The following is a 17,283-nucleotide window of genomic DNA, read 5'->3' as shown; positions in this document are numbered from 1 at the left end:
CTCTAGACTGCGCCGATGACCAAGAGCGCGCGCCGGCTGGCGCCCAAGGTCCCGTCACTGCCCGGGACGAGCCGCCGGGCGCAGTACTCCGCCTCGACGAGGCGGGCCCTGGTCGACGCCGCGCAGGGACTGTTCACCGAGCACGGCTACGCCGCCACGTCGCTGGACGCGATCGTCGCCGAGGCCAGGGTGACCAAGGGTGCGCTGTACCACCACTACTCCGGCAAGCAGGCGCTGTTCGAGGCGGTCTTCGAACGCGTCGAGTCGGCCGGCGCGGCCTCCATCCAGCAGGCGCTGACGGGTCACCAGGACCCCTGGCAGAAGGCGCTGTCCGGTCTGCACGCCTTCCTCGAGGTGGTCCGGCAGCCGTCGTACAGCCGGATCGTGATCCAGGACGGCCCGTCCGTGCTGGGCTACGAGCGGTTCCGGGAGCAGGAGGAACGGTCGACGTTCGCCTACGTGCTCGACATCGTCGGCGCGGTGCTGCGGGCGGGCGAGTGGGATCTCGACCCTCAGCTGCAGCACACCTTCGCCCGGATCTTCTTCGGGGCGATGTCGTCGTCGGGCACGAGCGTCTCGACGTCGGAGGACGCCGACGCCGAGGCCGAGCGGGTGGAGGTCGCGATCACCTTCATCCTCTCGGGCCTGCGCGCCCTCGCCGAGCAGGGCGTGGAGCTCGGCTCCGGCTCGCTGGAGGCTACTTCTTCGTGAAGGTGACGTTGCCGCCGTTGATCGGCACCAGCTCGACCCAGGTGTGACCGGCCGGCACCTTCAGCTGGCCCTTGCGGGTCGTGAACGTGATCGGCGACGCGGCCTTGCCCTTGTGCCAGGTCGCGGCGACCATCCGGCCGTCGTGGAAGACCATCGCCTTGCCCTTGCCGGTCAGCAGCGTCTGCGGCACGGGGTTGCCCGCCGGGTCGAGGTAGCCGGCGAGGCCCTCCTTGACCCGCAGCACCAGCACCGTGGTGGCCGGGAACTGGTCGCCGGCCGGGGCGTTGCTGTTGTCGTTGTGGTAGCTGCCGTTGGTGTAGGTCCACTGCGTGCTGTGCCCACCGGAGAACTGAGCAGTGATCGAGGCGGCCTTCGGCCCCTTCGGGAAGTCCTTCTCCGTGCCCCAGCTGAAGTAGTCGGGCGGCGTCGCCGCCTTCTTGAGCTTGGCCGCCGTGGCGACCTCGTTGAGATGCACGAACAGGTTGTACGGCGCCGTCCGCGTCGACGAGCGGTACATGCCCTTGGCGCTCTCACCGAAGAACGGGATCGAGGCCCCGTGGATCAGGGCGATGGTCTTGGCCGCAGCACCGCTGGTGACGATCGAGGGGTGCACCGGCGAGACGATGTCGATGTCGCTGGCCCGCATCGAGCGCACCGGGCCCACGTTGGTGGGGATGTCGGAGTAGAAGAACGCCGCGAGCCGCGTCAGACCACCCTCGACGAGCTCCTCGACGACCATGTCCGCCTTGCTCAGCCCGACCTGCGGCGAGCTGGACAGGGTGTTGTCCATCTTGGTCACCAGGACCGGGTGGTCGAGGGTGGCTGACTGGTTGGACGGCACCTTCAGGCCGGTCAGCGGCCAGTACTGCGTGAGCGTCTGACCGCCGGCCAGGGAGTCGGGGTTGCTGGCGTCCGGGCTCGAGCTGGACGAGCCGCCACAGGCGGTCAGCAGCAGGCTGGTCGCGGTGAGGGCGGACAGGGACAGGGCGATGCGTCGCACGAGGAACTCTCCATCGGGGGGTGGGACGGGGACGGGACGGGCTCTACGGTTCGGTCCAGTGTGGACGACCCGGCCAAGCAGATCGCGAAGGCCACGCCGTGGCTATGACCAACCTCACCCGCTCGAGCTCGGCGCCGCGGCGTCGTACGTGAGCGAGGTCAGGATCTTGAAGGTGACCGGGTCCAGGAACGCCACGTAGACCGAGGATCCCGAGCCCCCGCCGGACTGCACGTCGGGGACGACGACCATCAGGGCCGCCTGGTCGGTGTACGCCGTGGAGCCCTGGCTGCCGCCCTTGTCGGTCAGCGCCGTGCGCAGCACGATCGCGCTCGACCCTGTGGACGTCACGCCACCGCCGAGCGGCTGGGAGAGCACGCGCTGCGTCGTGGCGGCGTCGACAGACGAGAGCCCTTGGTACTGCACCCCCTGGGCCTGGAGGTGTGCGGTGAAGTCGGCGGGCAGCTCGGAGTAGACGTCCACCGCCGACGGGTCCCCGCGGCCGTGGGTGAGCACGAAGGCGGCCAGCCCGACCCAGAAGCACGCGACGACCGCGCCGACCACCAGGTGGAACGGCTTGAAGCCGTAGGGCCGGCCACGGGGCCGGGCGACCGGCTCAGACAAGCTTGGCGCCCCCGTCGACGTACAGCGTCTGGCCGGTGATGTACGACGCCTCGTCGCTGCACAGGAATGCCGCGGCGGCTGCGATGTCCTCGGGGAAGCCGACGCGCCGCACCGGGTTGCGATCGGCCGCCGCCTTGCGGAACTCCTCGACCGGCATGCCCACCCGGGCCGCCGTGGCGTCGGTCATGTCGGTGGCGATGAAGCCGGGCGCGATCGCGTTCGCGGTGACCCCGAACGGGCCGAGCTCGATGCCGAGTGTGCGCACGAAGCCCTGGATCCCCATCTTCGCGGCCGCGTAGTTGGCCTGGCCGCGGTTGCCCAGGGCGGAGACACTCGAGAGGCAGATCACCTTGCCGTACTTCTGCTCGACGAAGTGCTTCTGCGCGGCCCGGGTCATCAGGAAGGCACCGCGCAGGTGCACGCCCATCACGAGGTCCCAGTCGTCGTCGGTCATCTTGAAGAGCAGGTTGTCGCGGGTGACGCCGGCGTTGTTGACCAGGATGTGCAGTGCGCCGAGCTCGGCGACCACCCGGTCGACCGCGGCCTGCACCGACGCCGAGTCGCTGACGTCGCAGGCGATCCCGAGGTGCTGCTGGGTGCCGCCGCCGGCTTCGAGGCGGCCGGCCGACTCGGCGGCGGAGGCCTCGTCGAGGTCGAGGACGGCCACCGAGGCCCCCTCGGCGGCGAAGCGGCTGGCGATCCCGAACCCGATGCCGCGTGCGGCTCCGGTGACGACGGCGACCCGCCCGTCGAAGCGACCCATCGTGACTCCTCCTGGGTTGTACCGTGCACTGGCCGGCCGCGCGCGGCGCGACCATCGGCCACTGTAGAGCCCTCGTGGGAGGCGACCGACGGTGGGAGCCGGCGCCCCCACCGTCGACGGGTCAGGCGGTCGGCGCGACCACGTCGGCCGCCTCGAGCCGGGCCCGGAGCCCGTCGAGGTCGGTGGCGGTGGCGAGCACGCCGCGCACGCCGGCGTCCTCGGAGTCGAGCAGGGCCAGCGCCAGCCGCCGGCCGGTCATCGCCTCGCGCGCCGGGGCCCGACGGACGTCGTGCAGGAGGTCGCGCAGGGCCGGCGAGAAGCGCGGGCCGTCGTCGCGGCGGCTGCGCGGTCCCCGACGGCCGCGTCCGCGCGGACGCTCCCGCTCGAGGTCCTCGGCCTGGTCCCGCTCGCGACCCTCCTGGTCACCCTGGTGGTCGTGGTGGTCGTGGTGGTCGTGGTGGCGTCGTCCGCGTCCGCGGCGCTCGGGGCGACCACGCCCGGACCGGGAGCCCCAGCCCTCGACGAGGTCGGCGCCGAGGTTGGCCCGGACGGCCTCGGTGACGCGGTCGAGGTCGATGCCGATGGCGCGCAGGGCCTCGCGGTCCTCGGCGAGCCGGTCGGTCTCGTCGGACCCGCCCTCCGGACGGTCGGCCGCGGTGGCCGCCGTGGGCGTGGTGGCGGCGTGCTGGGTGACCACGAGGTAATGCGCGGCGTCGAGCCGCAGACCGTGGTCGGTGAGGGCGGCGTACGCCGTGCCCCTCATGTTGGCGAGCAGGCCCAGCAGCAGGTGGTCGGGACCGACCTGGCTGTGCCCGAGCTCGCGGGCGAGATCGGTCGCCTGGGCGACGGCGATCCTGGCTTCGGTGTCGAATCGGCTGTACACGTGGTGCTCCTTGAGGCTGGGAAGGGAGTGGTCCCGCGGCTCAACGGTCGGAGTCGCGGGAGTGCTTCTGGTGAACGGCCTGACGGCTGATCTGCAGCACGTCCGCGATCGCCTGCCAGCTCCAGCCCTGCTCTCGCGCGTTGCGCACCTGCACCGCCTCGAGGCGGTCAGCAAGGGCGCGGAGGGCACGGACTGCGGCGAGTCCCTGTGCGGGGTCTCGATGGGCCGCGGTCCGGGAGAGCTCGTCGAGCTCGGCGGCTGCGGGTCGGTCGGCGACGTTCACTCCGTCAAGTAAACCTGACACACTTGAGGTTGTCAACTCAGGTTGACGCCTCACCCGCGCCCAGCGCCACCCGTAGCCGAGCGGCGTACTCCTCCGCCTCCCCGTCGTCGTACCGCGTGCGCGGCCAGAAGAAGCCACGCAGGCCGTCACCCTTCGTACGGGGTACGACGTGCTGGTGCAGGTGCGGGACCGACTGGCTGACCACGTTGTTCATCGCCACGAAGCTGCCTTGGGCGCCCAGCCCGTCGACCACGGCACGCGCGAGCCGCTGCGTGGCTTCGAGGAGGCCGTCCCGCAGCTCGGTCGGGAGGTCGAGCAGCGTCTCGACATGGGTCCGCGGGACGAGCAGCGTGTGCCCCTTGAACAGGGGACGGACGTCGAGGAACGCCACGAAGTCGGGCTCGTCGAGGACGATCGCACCCGGGATCTCACCGGTGATGATCGAGCAGAAGACGCAGTCCATGGCCCCACGCTAGGACGTCCGGGACCTCAGGGCCCGTGCGCCGCTCGGGTCGGGCGCCGGCTCCCGAGGGTCGGGCTAGACGTCGTCGCGGCGCCGGAGGAACGGGAGGGGCGCGGTTGCGATCAGCGTGCCGAGCACGACGCCGCCCACGACGTCGCTCAGGTAGTGGTAGCTCAGGTAGATCACGGTCACGCCCACGACCGCGACGACGGCGGCGTCGACCGCAACCCGGCCGGTCACGCTGCGCGGACGGCCGGCCCAGGCGAGGACCAGCGCCACGCAGACCACGGTCGAGGTGGTGTGACCGGACGGGAAGGCTCCGCCGTGGGGGCCCATGGAGTTCCGCGTGGGACCGGGCGCGGCGATCAGGGGCTTGAGCACCAGGACCGCCGCCACGACGAGACCGACCCGGACCGCCGCGTCTCCCAGGATCTGCCACCGTCGCCGCCGCCACGCCACCAGCGCGCCGAGCACGAGAGTGATCGGCAGCGCGACCTCCGGGGTGGCCACGTCGAAGATCACCTTGCCCGCGCGCCACAACGTCATCACCCGGTGCGCGGCGGCCCAGTCGTTGAGGGTGTGGTCGAGTACGCGCCACCACGAGAGCTCGACCGTCGCGGTGAGCACGGCGAAGGCTCCGAGGAGTGCGAGGGACCGAGCACCGGGACGACGCCACCACGGCGCCGTGGGCCGCAGATCGCTCGCGGGTGCCCCGGCTCGGCTGTCGACCGCTCGGGACTCCACGGACGGGACCGTACCCGTGCTGCGCCTCGTCGTACCCCGCTCCTCAGGACCTTCACAGCAAACTATGTGGTTCGGCGCTGGGGCGCGTGATCGCCGCCGAACGGACCCTCGGGCGTCAGTTGCTGTTGTTCGTCGGAAGCTGCGGGATCAGCCAGCCGAGGAAGTCGTCCTGGCTGCGCGTCTGGAGGTAGATCCGGCCCGGGCCGGTCAGGTCACAGACGAGGCCCTCCCCGGAGAGCAGCGTCGACTTCCACCCGCCGACCTTGCGGACGGCGTAGGTGATGCTCTCGGTCCAGGCGACCATGTGGCCGGTGTCGACCGTGTAGGTCTGTCCCTGCTGGAGGTCGATGTAGTGGATGGCGCCGTAGCTGGAGAGCACCACGTCGCCCTGGCCGCTGACCCGGAGCATGAACAGGCCCTCACGCGAGAAGAAGGTCTTCGAGCCGCCCCAGTTGGAGTCGACGTCGACGCCGGCGGACGAGGCGAGGAACGAGCCCGAGGCCACGAACAGCGTGCCCTGGACGGGCCACGAGACGACGTCGCCCGGCAGCGTGGGCGCCAGCCACAGCTCGGCGCCGTCGCTGGCCGCGGTGAAGGTGTTCATGAAGAACGACTCGCCACCGAGCAGTGAGCGACGCAGTCCCTTCAGGACCCCGCCCTGGGTGGAGGTCTCGATCTGGAGCCCCTGCGACATCGCGAGCATCGCCCCCGACTCGGCTCGTACGCTCTCGCCGGCGGTCAGGGTCACCTTGGCCGCGGCGTACGCCGGCCCGTACATGATCTCGGTCTGCATGGGACCGAGAGTACGGGCGTCGCAGCTCCGCTCCGGCGTCACGCAGGCGGTACCGCGTGTCGCCCGGGCGCCGGCCTGCGCCCGGGCGACACGGCCCGGCACTCCCCCGTGCCTGCCGGGTCAGCCGGCCCGCCGGACCACCGCCCGACGGGCGGCACGTCTGCGCAGCAGGTAGGCCGGCGTCGGCGGCACCCAGTGCAGCTGCCGAGCCATGCCCAGGTCGTCGCGGTTGGCCCAGTGCTCGAGCACCAGCCCGTCACGCATCCGCATCCAGTGGGACTGGGTGGTCTCGAACGAGCCGCCGTTGGGCGGGAACACCTCTCCCACCGTGAGGTCCTCGCGGTAGTAAACCATGGTGCCGGCCTGGGTCCCCCGCATCGTGTTGTGCACGACCACGAGGTCGTCGACCGCCAGCGCGTGGTGGATCTCGACGCTCAGGTCCGGGAACGCCGTGAGCAGCCACCGGGAGGTCGCCAGGAAGCCCTGCGGGCCGGGACGGCGTGCGTCGGCAGGCTCGTGGCCGGCCTCGAGGTTCACGCCGTCCGGGTGGACCACCTGGGCGAACTCATCGGCGTCGCCGCCGGTGATCAGCTCGACCAGCCGGGCGCCGGTCTGCGCCAGCCGGTCGGTGTCCCGGCTCATCGGGCCGCGGTCCCGGCCGGCGCCGAGCCGGCCAGACGGTCCAGGACGCCGGTCTGGGCGAGCATCGCGAACCGGTCCGGCACTCCCCAGTGCTCGACGATCTGCCCGTCCCTGACGCGGGCGACGTCGATCACCGTGAAGTCCACCGGCCGTCCGCTGGGCGGCCCGAAGAACGGCCCGGACGCGGTGCCCCGCGCTCGCACCCGCACCCAGATCAGGTCGTCCTCGAACGCCGCGTCCTCGATCTCGAACCGGATGTCGGGGACGGCGCCGTGCACGTCACGCATCGCGTCACGGACGTGCTGCCGCGCCTGCTCGCCCACCCCGGCCAGCCCGAACTGGTGGTCCACGAGGTCGGGCGAGCAGAGCTCGTCCACCACGTCACCTCGGCCGGTGGCGAAGCCCTCGTCGAACATCCGCCGCATCACCTCGAGCGCGCCCACCTGCGCCTGACCCAAGTCCTTGTCGAACACACCCATGATCACTCCTTCTACTTCACTTGATACTCTATCAAGTGATTTGAGAAGTTCTACACTCAATCCATGGGCGAGGCAAAATCGCGGACGCGCGGCTACGTCTCGACCGTGCGTGCGGAGCAGGCTGCCGCCACCCGGGCCCGGGTGGCGGCTGCTGCAGCAGCCTGCTTCGCCGAGACCGGCTGGTCGGGTACGACGCTCGCGCAGATCGCCGCCCGTGCCGGGGTCAGCCCACAGGCCGTGCACCTGTCGATCGGACCCAAGCCGGCTCTCCTCCAGGCCGCGCTCGTCGCGGCGGTCGGCGCCGGTGGTGCCGACGATCCGGAGCTCGAGGCCGAGGTGTTCCGGGGCATGCTGGCGCCGGATCTCTCGGTCGACGACCGGGTCCGTGCGTACGCCGCATCGAGCCAGGCCGTCCATGAGCGCGCCGGGCGACTGTTCGCCGTACTCGCTCAGGCAGCCCAGACCGACCCGGAGCTCGCTGCGTGGCGCCTCAGCATCGGGGCCCGTCGGCGCGAGGTGTGCGTCGCCCTGGTGCGCGCCTGCGGCATCACCGGGAACCGCCGGACCCGGGTCGTCGACCTGGTCTTCGTGCTCTCGAGCACCAGCGTCTTCTACGAGTTCGAGGCCCTGGGCTGGTCGGGACGGCACTACACCGAGTGGCTGGTCGAGTCGCTGACCGACGTGCTCAACGGGTAGCCCCGCAGCCCACAGGCGACTGCCAGTGCGCCGACACCTTCCGCCCAGACGTGGCGGCAACCCTGACCGTCCCGCGGCCGGTCGGTGCCGCACAGCGAAAGGAAACTCATGAGGAAGACCTGGATCGCGTCGGTGGCCCTGCTGGCGGGCGGTGCCGTCGCCGGCGGCATCGTGGCCGGCTCGATGGACGCCAGCGCCGCCACCGCTTCGTCGTCATCGTCGTCCGTCCCGTCATCGGGAACCGCTCCGTCGCAGGGAATGACGGGCGGCACCGGAAGCGCTCCTCGTGGCGCGACGCCGAACGGTCACGGACCCGAGGAGACCCTGGTGACGGGCGCCAAGGCGGCCACGCTCGAGGCGGCTGCACTGAAGGCGGTCCCGGGCGGCACCGTCGACCGCGTCGAGACCGACAGCGGCGACGCGGCGTACGAGGTGCACGTCACCCAGAGCGACGGAAGCCAGGTGACGGTGAAGTTCGACTCCAGCCTCAAGCAGGCCGCGGTCGAGACCGGCATGGGCAAGTAGCCGGGGCGCGCGACGCCCCGGAGGCCGTGAGGCGTCCGGGGCGTCGCGATGCGTGGAGCTGGCGGGAATCGAACCCGCGTCCTCGAGCGTCGAGCCAGGTCTTCTCCGGGTGCAGTCGGTGATGTCGTTTTCTCGGCCCCGGCGCTCGCACAGACACGTCGCCGACAGGCTCAGTCAGGATGAAGTCCCGGTCACCCCTCCTGACAGAGAGTGACCAGCAAGCCTTCTAGATGAGGCCTGGATCCGGGACGAAGGCAGATGCCCGGTCAGACCCTTCGGTCACTGCTCAGGCAGCGAGAGCGAAGTTACTGCGCGTGTTGTTGGCAGTTATAGGTTTCCAGCGATCGTTTACGAGATGACGCTGGCTCCTCGACCCGCTTCCCCTGGAACGTACGTCCCAAGTCGAAACCGATCAGCCCCTCTTGAGTTGTGAAACCGTCCACAGGTCTCAACGCGTGTGACCTGCGAACATTCCCAGTCTACGGGCCGGCGCCGACCGTCGCGAACCAGTTGGTGGTCTCGACTCCGCTCGACCGACGAGATCCGCCCCGTCGACCGACGAGATCCGCCCCTCGACCGACGAGATCCGCCCCCTCGAACGCCGAGATCCGCCGCACGACCACCGCGCTAGGGGCCGCCGAAGAGGCGGACGCCGTTGTCCCAGCAGACGGCGCGCAGCCACGCGTCGCCGAGCTCGAGTCGCTGGAGGCCGGCCAGCTGCTCGGCGTAGGGGTAGGGGATGTTCGGGAAGTCCGAGCCCAGCAGCACCTTGGACTGCAGGTCACGCAGCCGCGGCAGCAGGTCGGGCGGGTACGCCGCTCCGAGCTCGTCGAAGAACGGCGTGAACACCATCGTGGTGTCCAGGCAGACCCGCTCGTAGGTCTCCGCGAGCGCCAGGAAGTCTGCGTACTCGGGGGCACCGAGGTGGGCGATCACCAGCGCCAGCCGCGGGAACCTCGCGAGCAGCTCGGCGACCGGTCCCGGCCCGGTGTACGGCGTACCCACCGGTCCTGAGCCGGCGTGGATGACGACGGGGGTGCCGGCGTCCTCGAGCACGCCCCACGTCTCGGCGAGCAGCGGGTCGCGGACGTCGAACGCGCCGACCTGGACGTGAAGCTTGAAGACCTGAGCGCCGGCGCCGATCCGCCGGGCGACGTACGCCGCGGCTCCCGGCTCGGGGTAGAACGTCGCGCTGCTCAGGCAGTCCGGCACGCGGGCGGCGAAGCCGGCCGACCAGTCGTTGAGGAACTCCGCCATCCCGGGCCGGTGCGCGTAGGCGAGGGCCGAGAAGCGCCGGACCCCGAAGCCGCGCAGCGTCGCGACCAGCTCGTCGTCGTCGCCGCGGTACTCCAGGGGCCACGGCCGCCCGATCAGCGGCCCCGCGGTGTCGAACTGCTCGCGCACCTTGGCCATCACCCGGGGCGGCAGGAAGTGCGTGTGCACGTCGAACAGCCCCGGCAGCCCCAGGCCCGTCGCGAAGGCGACCGGGTCGGCACCGTGGGTGGAGCTCACAGTGGTCGGACCAGGATCAGCGTCGGGCCGTCCCAGTCGATGCGCTGGAGCTCGGTCAACGCCACGAAGTCCTGGGCGAGGTAGAACGCACGGGTCGCGGCGTAGCCGGCGGACTCGTGGGAGGGGCCGACGGTGTGCACCTCGAGCAGCCGCACCCCCGCCTCGCGCAGGTCGGAGGCCACCGCCCCGACGAGCGCGCGCCCGATCCCCTCCCGGTGCCGATCCCGTCGTACGGCGAGCAGGTGCAGCTCGCGGGACCCGGGGAAGTGCTCGGCGAGAAGCGCCACCCCGACCACGTCGTCAGGGTCGTCGGCGTCCACGGCGAGGTACGACGGGAGACGGCCGGCGTCGGCGACGTACGACGCGTTGGCCTCCGGGATCCCGAACCACTCCGGCAGGGACGCCAGGATCGCGCCGACCGCCTCCGGGTCGGTACGGCGTACGACCGAGACCGACATCAGTCCGGCAGGCCCTTGGCCCGACGCCCGATCGCCTGCTGCTTCTCGCGCTCCGCCTGACGGTCGGCCAGGGCGTGGCGCTTGTCGTAGGACTTCTTGCCGCGTGCCAGCGCGATCTCGACCTTGGCGCGGCCGTCCTTGAAGTAGAGCGATAGCGGCACCAGCGTGTAGCCCTTGTCGGTGATCTTGCGCTCGATCTTGGCGATCTCCGACTTGTTGAGCAGCAGCTTGCGGCGGCGGCGGGCGGCGTGGTTGGTCCAGGTGCCCTGCGTGTACTCCGGGATGTGGACGCCGTGCAGCCAGACCTCGTGACCGTCGACCTCGGCGAAGCCGTCGACCAGCGTGGCCCGGCCCTGCCGCAGCGACTTGACCTCGGTGCCCTGGAGCACGAGGCCGGCCTCCCACGTGTCCTCGACGTGGTAGTCGTGTCGCGCCTTGCGGTTCTGCGCGATCATCGTGCGGCCCTGCTCCTTCGGCATCCGGCCATTGTTTCAGGGCAGTGTGCAGCGCCCTAATCAATCGGTCTCGACAGGCTCGACCAGCGGGCGGGTTTCGACGAGCCTCGCGTCAGCCGAGCCAGGGGGCCGGGTTCACCGCGACGCCGTTGACCATCACGGTCATGTGGGTGTGGCAGCCGGTCGACCAGCCCGTCGTACCGATCAGCCCGACCACCTGCCCGCGCCCGACGTGCTCGCCGACGGTGCTGCGGTAGGCCGACAGGTGGTTGTAGATGACGGTGACGTTCTTGCCGTTGACCAGGCCGAGGTTGAGGAACAGCCGGTTGCCCCAGACCGACGAGTAGTACTCCGACAGCACGGTGGCATCGCCGGCCGCCCAGATCGGGGTCCCGCAGGCAGCCCCGAAGTCGACACCGTCGTGCAGGCCGTAGTAGCCCATCACCGGGTTGATCCGGTAGCCGTACGGCGAGGTGATCGGGCCGTTCACGGGGCGCAGCAGGATGCCGCCGGTCGGGCCGCGGTAGCCACCGCCCCGGGCCCGCTCACGGGCGATCTCGGCCATCAGGGCGCGGTGCACGCGCGCCTCCCGAGCCCGGGAGCGAGCCAGCACCGCCCGGTCGTGGGCATGGGCACGCCGAGCCTCGGCCAGGGCGTGGGCACGGTGCCGGACCGACCGCTGGACCCGGATCCGGGCCGCGAGCGCCTGCTGCTTGTAGCCGCGCTCGAGCACCAGGTTGTCGTGCGCCTGGCCCTTCTTCTTCGCTACCAGTGCGGTGGCCTTGGTCATCTCGGTCTCGCGCACCTGGAGCAGCACCTTGGTCGCGGTCAGGCTGTCGAGCGCGTGGTCCTGGGAGCCGAGCACGAGACTGTTGTTGGCCGACTTGGCGCTCAGGTCGGCCGGCGAGGTCGCGTTCATCAACGACAGGAAGCCGACCAGCTGGGGGTCACCCTGCTCGTAGAGCGAGGTGACGGTGCTGACCAGCTGGGCGTGCTGGTCGGTCATCGCCTGCTTCCCCTCGGCCAGATGCGTCCGGGCGTCCTGGAGCCGGGCCCGGGCCCGGTCGAGCTGGCGCTGCACCTGGTGGAGCCGGGCCCGGGCAGCCCGCACGTGGGTGCGGGCGGCCTGGAGGTCGGCACGCGCGGTGCGCAGGTCGGCCCGCGAGCGCGCCAGGGCGTCGTAGGCCACGCGGGTACGACGGCTCGACTCCTCGAGGCTGGCCTGCGCGTGCTTGACCGAGTGCTGCGCCTGCGACTGCTGGTGACGCAGGTGCTTGACGTCGGCCGAGGCCCAGGGAGCCCACGGGGTCGACAGTGGGACTGACATCGCGCTCACACCGATGGCTCCGGCCGCACAGAGTGCGGCCAGGCGTCGACGGGCGGTTGCGGGGAAGAGTCGCACCGGTTGGCCTTCGGGTGTTCGGGGAAGTGAACACCGCGACGCTAACCGACCGGACTCACACTTTGAGGTATTTGCGGGTCAGCACGAGTGTCGGAATCACGGTCAGGAGCGGGCCGAGCACCGCGATCACGATCAGCGACTGGACGTACTCGTGCAGACCGACCCACGGGATGAAGTTGAGATCGGTGCGCATGTGGTCGTGCACGCCGTACTTCATGAAGGCCGCGAGCGCCGCGCCGGCCAGCGCCACCCCGAGCGCGGCGGTCACCACCGCCTCCAGCAGGAACGGCAGCGCGATGTAGAGCGTGGACGCCCCGACCAGGCGCATGATGCCGATCTCGCGCCGTCGGGCGAAGGCCGCGAGGCGGATCGTGTTGGCGACCAGCAGCAGGGCGGCGAGCACCAGGAACGCCGCGGTGCCGACGGCACCCCACTTCAGCGTGGAGATGGTCGCGAAGATCGGCGCCAGCAGCTTGTGGACGTCCTGCACCTTCGAGACGCCGTCCAGGCCGACGACGGCGCTCTCGATGTTGGTGTACTGGTGCGGGTCCTTGAGCGTGATCCAGATCGACTGCGGCATGTCGGCGGCGGTGATCGGCGAGTTCGGGCCGTCGTACTTGCCCGGGAACTGCTCCTTCAGCTTGTTGAAGGCGTCCTGCTGGGTCTCGCTGTGGTACGTCGCGACCTGGGTGTTGGCGGAGACGACCTTCTCGATCGCCGCCTTCTGCGCGCCGGTGACCGGAGTGGTGCAGGCCGGGTTGGAGTCCTGGCGCGCGCAGAGGTAGACCGTGACCTGGAGCTGGCTGCCCCAACGGTCGGCGGTGCGGTGCGCCTCCTGGTTGAGGAGCACGCCCATGCCGACCAGGGTCAGCGAGACGAACAGGGTGAGGATCACCGCGATGTGCATCGAGAGGTTGCGGCGCAGGCCGTGGCCGAGCTCGGTGAAGACGTAACGCAGCTGCATCTGTGGAGGCTCTCTCAGTTCTGGAGCGGGGAGTCGATCAGTGCTGGAAGCCGTAGACGCCCTGCGCCTGGTCCCGGATCACGGCCCCGTCGGACAGCTCGATGACACGCTTGCGCATTTGGTCGACGACACCGGCGTCGTGGGTGGCCATCACCACGGTCGTGCCGGTCCGGTTGATCCGGTCGAGCAGCTTCATGATCCCGACCGAGGTCGCCGGGTCGAGGTTTCCGGTCGGCTCGTCGGCGATCAGGATCATCGGCCGGTTGACGAACGCGCGGGCGATCGCCACCCGCTGCTGCTCACCACCGGAGAGCTCGTCGGGCATCCGGTCGCCCTTGCCGTCGAGCCCGACCAGCTCGAGGGTCTCGGGGACCACCTTGCGGATGTCGCCACGGGACCGGCCGATCACCTGGAGCGCGAAGGCGACGTTCTCGGAGACGGTCTTGTTGGGAAGCAGCCGGAAGTCCTGAAAGACGGTGCCGATCTGGCGGCGCAGCCGCGGCACCTTCCAGGCGGCGAGCCGGTTGATCTCCTTGCCCGCGACGTAGATCCGGCCCTTCGTCGAGCGGGTCTCCCGCAGCACCAGGCGCAGAGCGGTCGACTTGCCCGACCCGGACGCACCCACCAGGAAGACGAACTCGCCCTTCTCGATGTCGATCGAGACGTTGTCGAGAGCCGGGTGGCTCCCGCCGGGGTAGGCCTTGGTGACCTTTTCGAAGCGAATCACTGAAGGGAGAGTAGTCGCTTCCCCCAACGGTGTCGTATCCCCGCGGCGGCGTCGGGAACCTGTGAGAAACCCATGCAACCGCCCGCGCGGCCCGGACGTGTCTGCTGCAATGGGTCGACCGACAGGGGTTCGGCCCGGTCCGGACGGGGAGGCCATGAGCACCGCGGAGCAGGACTACACGGCGTTCTACGACGCCACGTGGGCACGCACGGTCGCCTGCGCATACGCCGTCACCGGCGAGCTCGGCGCTGCCGAGGAAGCCGCCCAAGAGGCCTACACCCGCGCCTGGCCGCGCTGGTCGAAGCTGTCGACGTACGACGACCCCGGCGCCTGGGTGCGCCAGGTCGCGACCCGGCAGGCGATCAGCCGCTGGCGCCGGCTGCGCACGGCCCGCAACCACCTGGCCCGGTCCCGACCGCCGGAGTCCGCTCCCGCGCCCGACGAGAACACCGTGGCCCTCGTGACCGCGCTGAAGCGGCTCCCCGAGGCCCAGCGCCGCGCTCTCGTCCTCCACCATCTCGCCGGCTTCTCGATCGCCGAGATCGCCGCCACCGAGCACTGTCCCGAAGGCACCGTCAAGGCCCGCCTCTCCCGCGGCCGGGTCGCCCTCGCCCCCCTCATGGGTGGCGCACCGAACGGAGAACCCAGCCATGCCTGAGCACGACCTCTTCGACCTCGACGACGCGTTCTCCTCGCTGGAGCGCGACATCGCCACCATCTCCAGCCCCCGCGGCGCGAGCCAGGCGGTCGGCACCGCCCGCCGCCGCCGTCGTACGACGTACGGCTCGATCGCCGCCGTGGCCGTGCTGGCCGTGGGTGGCGTCGCGCTCGGCCACGGCCTCGGCGGCAGCGGCGGTGCGGTCGGTCCTTCCGACCAGCCGCTCCCGCCCCCGACGCCCCTCAGCGCGGCGGCGTTCTCCACGGCGACCGCGGGCTGGGTCGGCGACTGGAGCTCGCCGAGCTCCAGCCAGGCCAAGACCCTCGACTCGATCACCTGCCTCGACAGCGGCGGCGACACCCAGGCGCTCGACAAGGCGAGCCGGACCGGCGGCGTCATCTACGGTGCCGGCACCAGCGAGGTCGCCTACGTGCTCGGGCTGGACTTCCCGGTCGGCAAGATCGACGCGGCGACCGCGGAGATCGCGGCCTCCGTCGCCAACTGCCATCCCAGCTCCACCACCACCACGACCTACGCCGACGGCAGCACGGTCACCTTCTACGTGCTCCCCGGGTCCGGCGGGGCCGGTGACATCGAGCTCTGGACCGGCCAGCTGAAGGACACGCTCGGCCTGGCCGTCGTCGGCGGCACTCCCGACGCGCCCTCCCCCGAGGTGGCCGGGCGGGTCGGCGACCTGCTGCTGGGTGCGCTCCAGGTCGACAGCACGTTCACCCGGACGCCCGGCGGGGCCATCTCCAGCAGCTCGGCCAGCGCCTCGTCGGTGGGCTTCGGGTCGGTCTCGGAGAGCGACTTCGCGCAGGCACTCGGCAGCTGGCCGAACGGCTGGGAGCAGAGGGGTACGAAGTACACCGACAACCCCCTCCCCTGCGCGGGCGACTGGACGGTCGGCTCGAGCAGCGGCTCGGGATCGAGCCTGGGCACGAACGGCGACCAGGAGGCCTACAGCTTCGACAGCGCCGAGAACGCCCACTCGTCGGTCCAGGCGCTCACCGGCGACCTCCATGCCTGCGCGGCGTCGCCGGCGACCATCACCACGGTGGCCGGCACCGGGACCATCCCGGTCACGGTCGCGGTCGGGAGTGGCAGCGGCGCCTCGGTGACCTGGATCGTGGAGCGCGGCTCCTCGGTCGCCTACATCACGATCCCGGGGAGCAGCACGCCGCCCGACAGCGTCTCGCAGGCGGTGGGCGACCTCCTGTCGAAGGCACTCGTGGCCGACAACGGCGGGCCGCCCCCGGTGGAGTCGTCGACGCCGGTGCAGCAGCAGGGCAGCTCGACCTCGTCGAGCTCGTCCAGCGCGGCTGCGCCGACCAGCTAGTTGGCGGCGGCTTTCTCGGCGCCCATCCGCCAGCGGATGCCGGCCTCGAGGAAGCCGTCGATGTCGCCGTCGAAGACCGCCTGCGGGTTGCCGACCTCGTAGTTCGTCCGCAGGTCCTTGACCATCTGGTAGGGGTTCAGCACGTAGTTGCGCATCTGGTCGCCCCAGCTGGCGTTGGCGTCACCGCGCAGGGCGTCGATCTCGGCGCGCTCCTCGGCCTTCTTCAGCGCGAGCAGCTTGGCCTTGAGGATCACCATCGCGCTGGCCTTGTTCTGCAGCTGCGACTTCTCGTTCTGGCAGCTGACCACGGTCCCGGTCGGGATGTGGGTCAGCCGGACCGCGGAGTCGGTCGTGTTCACGCTCTGGCCGCCCGGACCGCTGGAGCGGTAGACGTCGACCCGGATCTCCTCTTCGGGGATCTCGATCTCGTCGGTCTGCTCGAGCACCGGCACCACCTCGACCGCGGCGAACGACGTCTGCCGGCGGCCCTGGTTGTCGAAGGGGCTGATCCGGACCAGCCGGTGGGTGCCGCCCTCGACGCTGAGCGTCCCGTAGGCGTACGGCGCGTGGATGGCGAAGGTGGCCGACTTGAGGCCGGCCTCCTCGGCGTAGGAGGTGTCGAAGACCTCGACGGGGTAGTTGTTGCGCTCGGCCCAGCGGGTGTACATCCGCATCAGCATCTCGGCGAAGTCCGCGGCGTCGACACCACCGGCGCCGGAGCGGACGCTGATGATCGCCTCGCGGGCGTCGTACTCACCGGAGAGCAGAGTGCGGACCTCGAGGTTCTCCACGGCCTTGGTGATCTTGGCCAGCTCGGCGTCGGCGTCGGCCAGCGCGGCCGCGTCGCCCTCCTCCTGGGAGAGCTCCACCATGATCTCGACGTCGTCGAGGCGGCCGTCGAGCTCGGTGAAGCGGTCGAGCTGCCCCTGGAGCGCGGAGAGCCGGCCGGTGACCCGGGTCGCGTTGTCCTGGTCGTCCCAGAGGTCGGGCGCGGCGACCTGCTCGCCCAGGTCGGCGATCTCGGCACGCATGCCGTCGAGGTCGAGCACCTGGCCGATGGTCTTCATCGTCGCCCGGAGCTGCTTGATCTCCACGTCGAAATCGGTTGCGGCCACAAGAGCCAACGTTACGGCACCGGGTCACATCCAGCAGAACCGTGGAGGTC

The 17,283-nt window shown here is 70.9% G+C and carries 22 protein-coding genes and 1 other RNA gene; 5 read left to right on the top strand and 18 right to left on the bottom strand.

Translation table 11 applies throughout. The annotated features are described in order from the left end of the window. Positions 1–15 precede the first annotated feature (15 nt). On the top strand, positions 16–711 hold the full coding sequence (locus E3N83_RS00385; RefSeq protein WP_151081468.1) for a TetR/AcrR family transcriptional regulator: 696 nt from the start codon (positions 16–18) through the stop codon (positions 709–711). On the opposite strand, the gene E3N83_RS00380 is transcribed toward E3N83_RS00385, so the two are convergent. The 10 genes from E3N83_RS00380 to E3N83_RS00335 form a co-directional block, all read right to left on the bottom strand. Further along, entirely contained in the window at positions 698–1,711 is a 1,014-nt protein-coding gene (locus tag E3N83_RS00380) for a DUF3048 domain-containing protein (protein ID WP_191907890.1), read from the bottom strand. The genes E3N83_RS00385 and E3N83_RS00380 overlap by 14 nt on opposite strands. A gap of 114 nt (positions 1,712–1,825) precedes the next feature. After that, a complete protein-coding gene (locus E3N83_RS00375) occupies positions 1,826–2,332 on the bottom strand; it encodes a hypothetical protein (RefSeq protein ID WP_151081466.1) in 507 nt (168 codons plus the stop codon). Then, positions 2,325–3,095, bottom strand: a complete 771-nt coding sequence (locus E3N83_RS00370; protein ID WP_151081465.1) for an SDR family NAD(P)-dependent oxidoreductase — start codon at positions 3,093–3,095, stop codon at positions 2,325–2,327. The genes E3N83_RS00375 and E3N83_RS00370 overlap by 8 nt, the downstream gene beginning before the upstream one ends. 121 nt (positions 3,096–3,216) lie before the next feature. Beyond that, on the bottom strand, positions 3,217–3,978 hold the full coding sequence (locus E3N83_RS00365; RefSeq protein ID WP_151081464.1) for a Clp protease N-terminal domain-containing protein: 762 nt from the start codon (positions 3,976–3,978) through the stop codon (positions 3,217–3,219). Between the two features lie 40 nt (positions 3,979–4,018). After that, positions 4,019–4,261, bottom strand: a complete 243-nt coding sequence (locus E3N83_RS00360) for a helix-turn-helix domain-containing protein (RefSeq protein ID WP_151081463.1) — start codon at positions 4,259–4,261, stop codon at positions 4,019–4,021. Positions 4,262–4,298: 37 nt separating this feature from the next. Further along, a complete protein-coding gene (locus E3N83_RS00355) occupies positions 4,299–4,724 on the bottom strand; it encodes an HIT family protein (protein ID WP_151081462.1) in 426 nt (141 codons plus the stop codon). A gap of 75 nt (positions 4,725–4,799) precedes the next feature. Continuing rightward, on the bottom strand, positions 4,800–5,468 hold the full coding sequence (locus E3N83_RS00350; protein WP_151081461.1) for a phosphatase PAP2 family protein: 669 nt from the start codon (positions 5,466–5,468) through the stop codon (positions 4,800–4,802). Positions 5,469–5,583: 115 nt separating this feature from the next. Then, a complete protein-coding gene (locus tag E3N83_RS00345; RefSeq protein WP_151081460.1) occupies positions 5,584–6,261 on the bottom strand; it encodes a TIGR00266 family protein in 678 nt (225 codons plus the stop codon). A gap of 120 nt (positions 6,262–6,381) precedes the next feature. Beyond that, positions 6,382–6,903 carry an ester cyclase gene (locus E3N83_RS00340; protein WP_151081459.1) on the bottom strand — a complete coding sequence of 174 codons (522 nt, stop codon included), beginning with the start codon at positions 6,901–6,903 and terminating at the stop codon, positions 6,382–6,384. After that, complete coding sequence (locus E3N83_RS00335; protein ID WP_151081458.1) at positions 6,900–7,382, bottom strand: ester cyclase; 483 nt, start codon at positions 7,380–7,382, stop codon at positions 6,900–6,902. The genes E3N83_RS00340 and E3N83_RS00335 overlap by 4 nt, the downstream gene beginning before the upstream one ends. Before the next feature lie 63 nt (positions 7,383–7,445). Here E3N83_RS00335 and E3N83_RS00330 point away from each other — a divergent pair, with 63 nt between their 5' ends. Both E3N83_RS00330 and E3N83_RS00325 read left to right on the top strand, forming a co-directional pair. Further along, positions 7,446–8,078: a TetR family transcriptional regulator gene (locus tag E3N83_RS00330; protein ID WP_151081457.1), complete on the top strand. Its 633-nt coding sequence runs from the start codon at positions 7,446–7,448 to the stop codon at positions 8,076–8,078. Positions 8,079–8,186: 108 nt separating this feature from the next. Further along, positions 8,187–8,603, top strand: a complete 417-nt coding sequence (locus E3N83_RS00325) for a hypothetical protein (RefSeq protein ID WP_151081456.1) — start codon at positions 8,187–8,189, stop codon at positions 8,601–8,603. A 50-nt stretch (positions 8,604–8,653) separates the two neighbouring features. Here the strand turns inward: E3N83_RS00325 and ssrA are convergent. The 7 genes from ssrA to ftsE form a co-directional block, all read right to left on the bottom strand. Then, positions 8,654–9,023, bottom strand: a transfer-messenger RNA (tmRNA) gene (gene ssrA / locus E3N83_RS00320). A gap of 207 nt (positions 9,024–9,230) precedes the next feature. Beyond that, entirely contained in the window at positions 9,231–10,115 is an 885-nt protein-coding gene (locus tag E3N83_RS00315; RefSeq protein ID WP_238342993.1) for an amidohydrolase family protein, read from the bottom strand. Continuing rightward, positions 10,112–10,573, bottom strand: a complete 462-nt coding sequence (locus E3N83_RS00310) for a GNAT family N-acetyltransferase (protein WP_151081454.1) — start codon at positions 10,571–10,573, stop codon at positions 10,112–10,114. Before E3N83_RS00310 ends, E3N83_RS00315 begins: the two co-directional genes overlap by 4 nt. Continuing rightward, positions 10,573–11,052: an SsrA-binding protein SmpB gene (gene smpB, locus E3N83_RS00305; protein ID WP_151081453.1), complete on the bottom strand. Its 480-nt coding sequence runs from the start codon at positions 11,050–11,052 to the stop codon at positions 10,573–10,575. The genes E3N83_RS00310 and smpB overlap by 1 nt, the downstream gene beginning before the upstream one ends. Before the next feature lie 88 nt (positions 11,053–11,140). Continuing rightward, positions 11,141–12,355 carry a peptidoglycan DD-metalloendopeptidase family protein gene (locus tag E3N83_RS00300; RefSeq protein WP_151081452.1) on the bottom strand — a complete coding sequence of 405 codons (1,215 nt, stop codon included), beginning with the start codon at positions 12,353–12,355 and terminating at the stop codon, positions 11,141–11,143. A 130-nt stretch (positions 12,356–12,485) separates the two neighbouring features. Further along, on the bottom strand, positions 12,486–13,394 hold the full coding sequence (gene ftsX / locus E3N83_RS00295) for a permease-like cell division protein FtsX (protein WP_151081451.1): 909 nt from the start codon (positions 13,392–13,394) through the stop codon (positions 12,486–12,488). Between the two features lie 37 nt (positions 13,395–13,431). Beyond that, on the bottom strand, positions 13,432–14,121 hold the full coding sequence (gene ftsE, locus E3N83_RS00290) for a cell division ATP-binding protein FtsE (RefSeq protein ID WP_151081450.1): 690 nt from the start codon (positions 14,119–14,121) through the stop codon (positions 13,432–13,434). Between the two features lie 154 nt (positions 14,122–14,275). On the opposite strand from ftsE, the gene E3N83_RS00285 reads away from it, so the two are divergent. Next, a complete protein-coding gene (locus tag E3N83_RS00285; protein WP_151081449.1) occupies positions 14,276–14,779 on the top strand; it encodes a SigE family RNA polymerase sigma factor in 504 nt (167 codons plus the stop codon). Continuing rightward, positions 14,772–16,118, top strand: a complete 1,347-nt coding sequence (locus E3N83_RS00280; RefSeq protein ID WP_151081448.1) for a hypothetical protein — start codon at positions 14,772–14,774, stop codon at positions 16,116–16,118. Before E3N83_RS00285 ends, E3N83_RS00280 begins: the two co-directional genes overlap by 8 nt. Here E3N83_RS00280 and prfB read toward each other — a convergent pair. Continuing rightward, on the bottom strand, positions 16,115–17,233 hold the full coding sequence (gene prfB / locus E3N83_RS00275) for a peptide chain release factor 2 (RefSeq protein ID WP_151081447.1): 1,119 nt from the start codon (positions 17,231–17,233) through the stop codon (positions 16,115–16,117). The two genes, E3N83_RS00280 and prfB, sit on opposite strands and share 4 nt — an antisense overlap. Positions 17,234–17,283 lie beyond the last annotated feature (50 nt).

Origin of the sequence: Nocardioides cynanchi, assembly GCF_008761635.1 — a bacterium.
Lineage (GTDB): Bacteria > Actinomycetota > Actinomycetes > Propionibacteriales > Nocardioidaceae > Nocardioides > Nocardioides cynanchi.
This window is presented reverse-complemented; position numbering and strand designations above follow the sequence as displayed.

Excerpts from the sequence above, each read along its gene's own strand:
- E3N83_RS00385 (WP_151081468.1), top strand. The coding sequence starts at position 16 with ATGACCAAGAGCGCGCGCCGGCTGGCGCCCAAGGTCCCGTCACTGCCC.
- E3N83_RS00370 (WP_151081465.1), bottom strand. The coding sequence starts at position 3,095 with ATGGGTCGCTTCGACGGGCGGGTCGCCGTCGTCACCGGAGCCGCACGC.
- E3N83_RS00355 (WP_151081462.1), bottom strand. The coding sequence starts at position 4,724 with ATGGACTGCGTCTTCTGCTCGATCATCACCGGTGAGATCCCGGGTGCG.
- E3N83_RS00345 (WP_151081460.1), bottom strand. The coding sequence starts at position 6,261 with ATGCAGACCGAGATCATGTACGGGCCGGCGTACGCCGCGGCCAAGGTG.
- E3N83_RS00340 (WP_151081459.1), bottom strand. The coding sequence starts at position 6,903 with ATGAGCCGGGACACCGACCGGCTGGCGCAGACCGGCGCCCGGCTGGTC.
- E3N83_RS00335 (WP_151081458.1), bottom strand. The coding sequence starts at position 7,382 with ATGGGTGTGTTCGACAAGGACTTGGGTCAGGCGCAGGTGGGCGCGCTC.
- E3N83_RS00330 (WP_151081457.1), top strand. The coding sequence starts at position 7,446 with ATGGGCGAGGCAAAATCGCGGACGCGCGGCTACGTCTCGACCGTGCGT.
- E3N83_RS00325 (WP_151081456.1), top strand. The coding sequence starts at position 8,187 with ATGAGGAAGACCTGGATCGCGTCGGTGGCCCTGCTGGCGGGCGGTGCC.
- E3N83_RS00310 (WP_151081454.1), bottom strand. The coding sequence starts at position 10,573 with ATGTCGGTCTCGGTCGTACGCCGTACCGACCCGGAGGCGGTCGGCGCG.
- smpB (WP_151081453.1), bottom strand. The coding sequence starts at position 11,052 with ATGCCGAAGGAGCAGGGCCGCACGATGATCGCGCAGAACCGCAAGGCG.
- E3N83_RS00300 (WP_151081452.1), bottom strand. The coding sequence starts at position 12,355 with ATGTCAGTCCCACTGTCGACCCCGTGGGCTCCCTGGGCCTCGGCCGAC.
- ftsX (WP_151081451.1), bottom strand. The coding sequence starts at position 13,394 with ATGCAGCTGCGTTACGTCTTCACCGAGCTCGGCCACGGCCTGCGCCGC.
- E3N83_RS00285 (WP_151081449.1), top strand. The coding sequence starts at position 14,276 with ATGAGCACCGCGGAGCAGGACTACACGGCGTTCTACGACGCCACGTGG.
- E3N83_RS00280 (WP_151081448.1), top strand. The coding sequence starts at position 14,772 with ATGCCTGAGCACGACCTCTTCGACCTCGACGACGCGTTCTCCTCGCTG.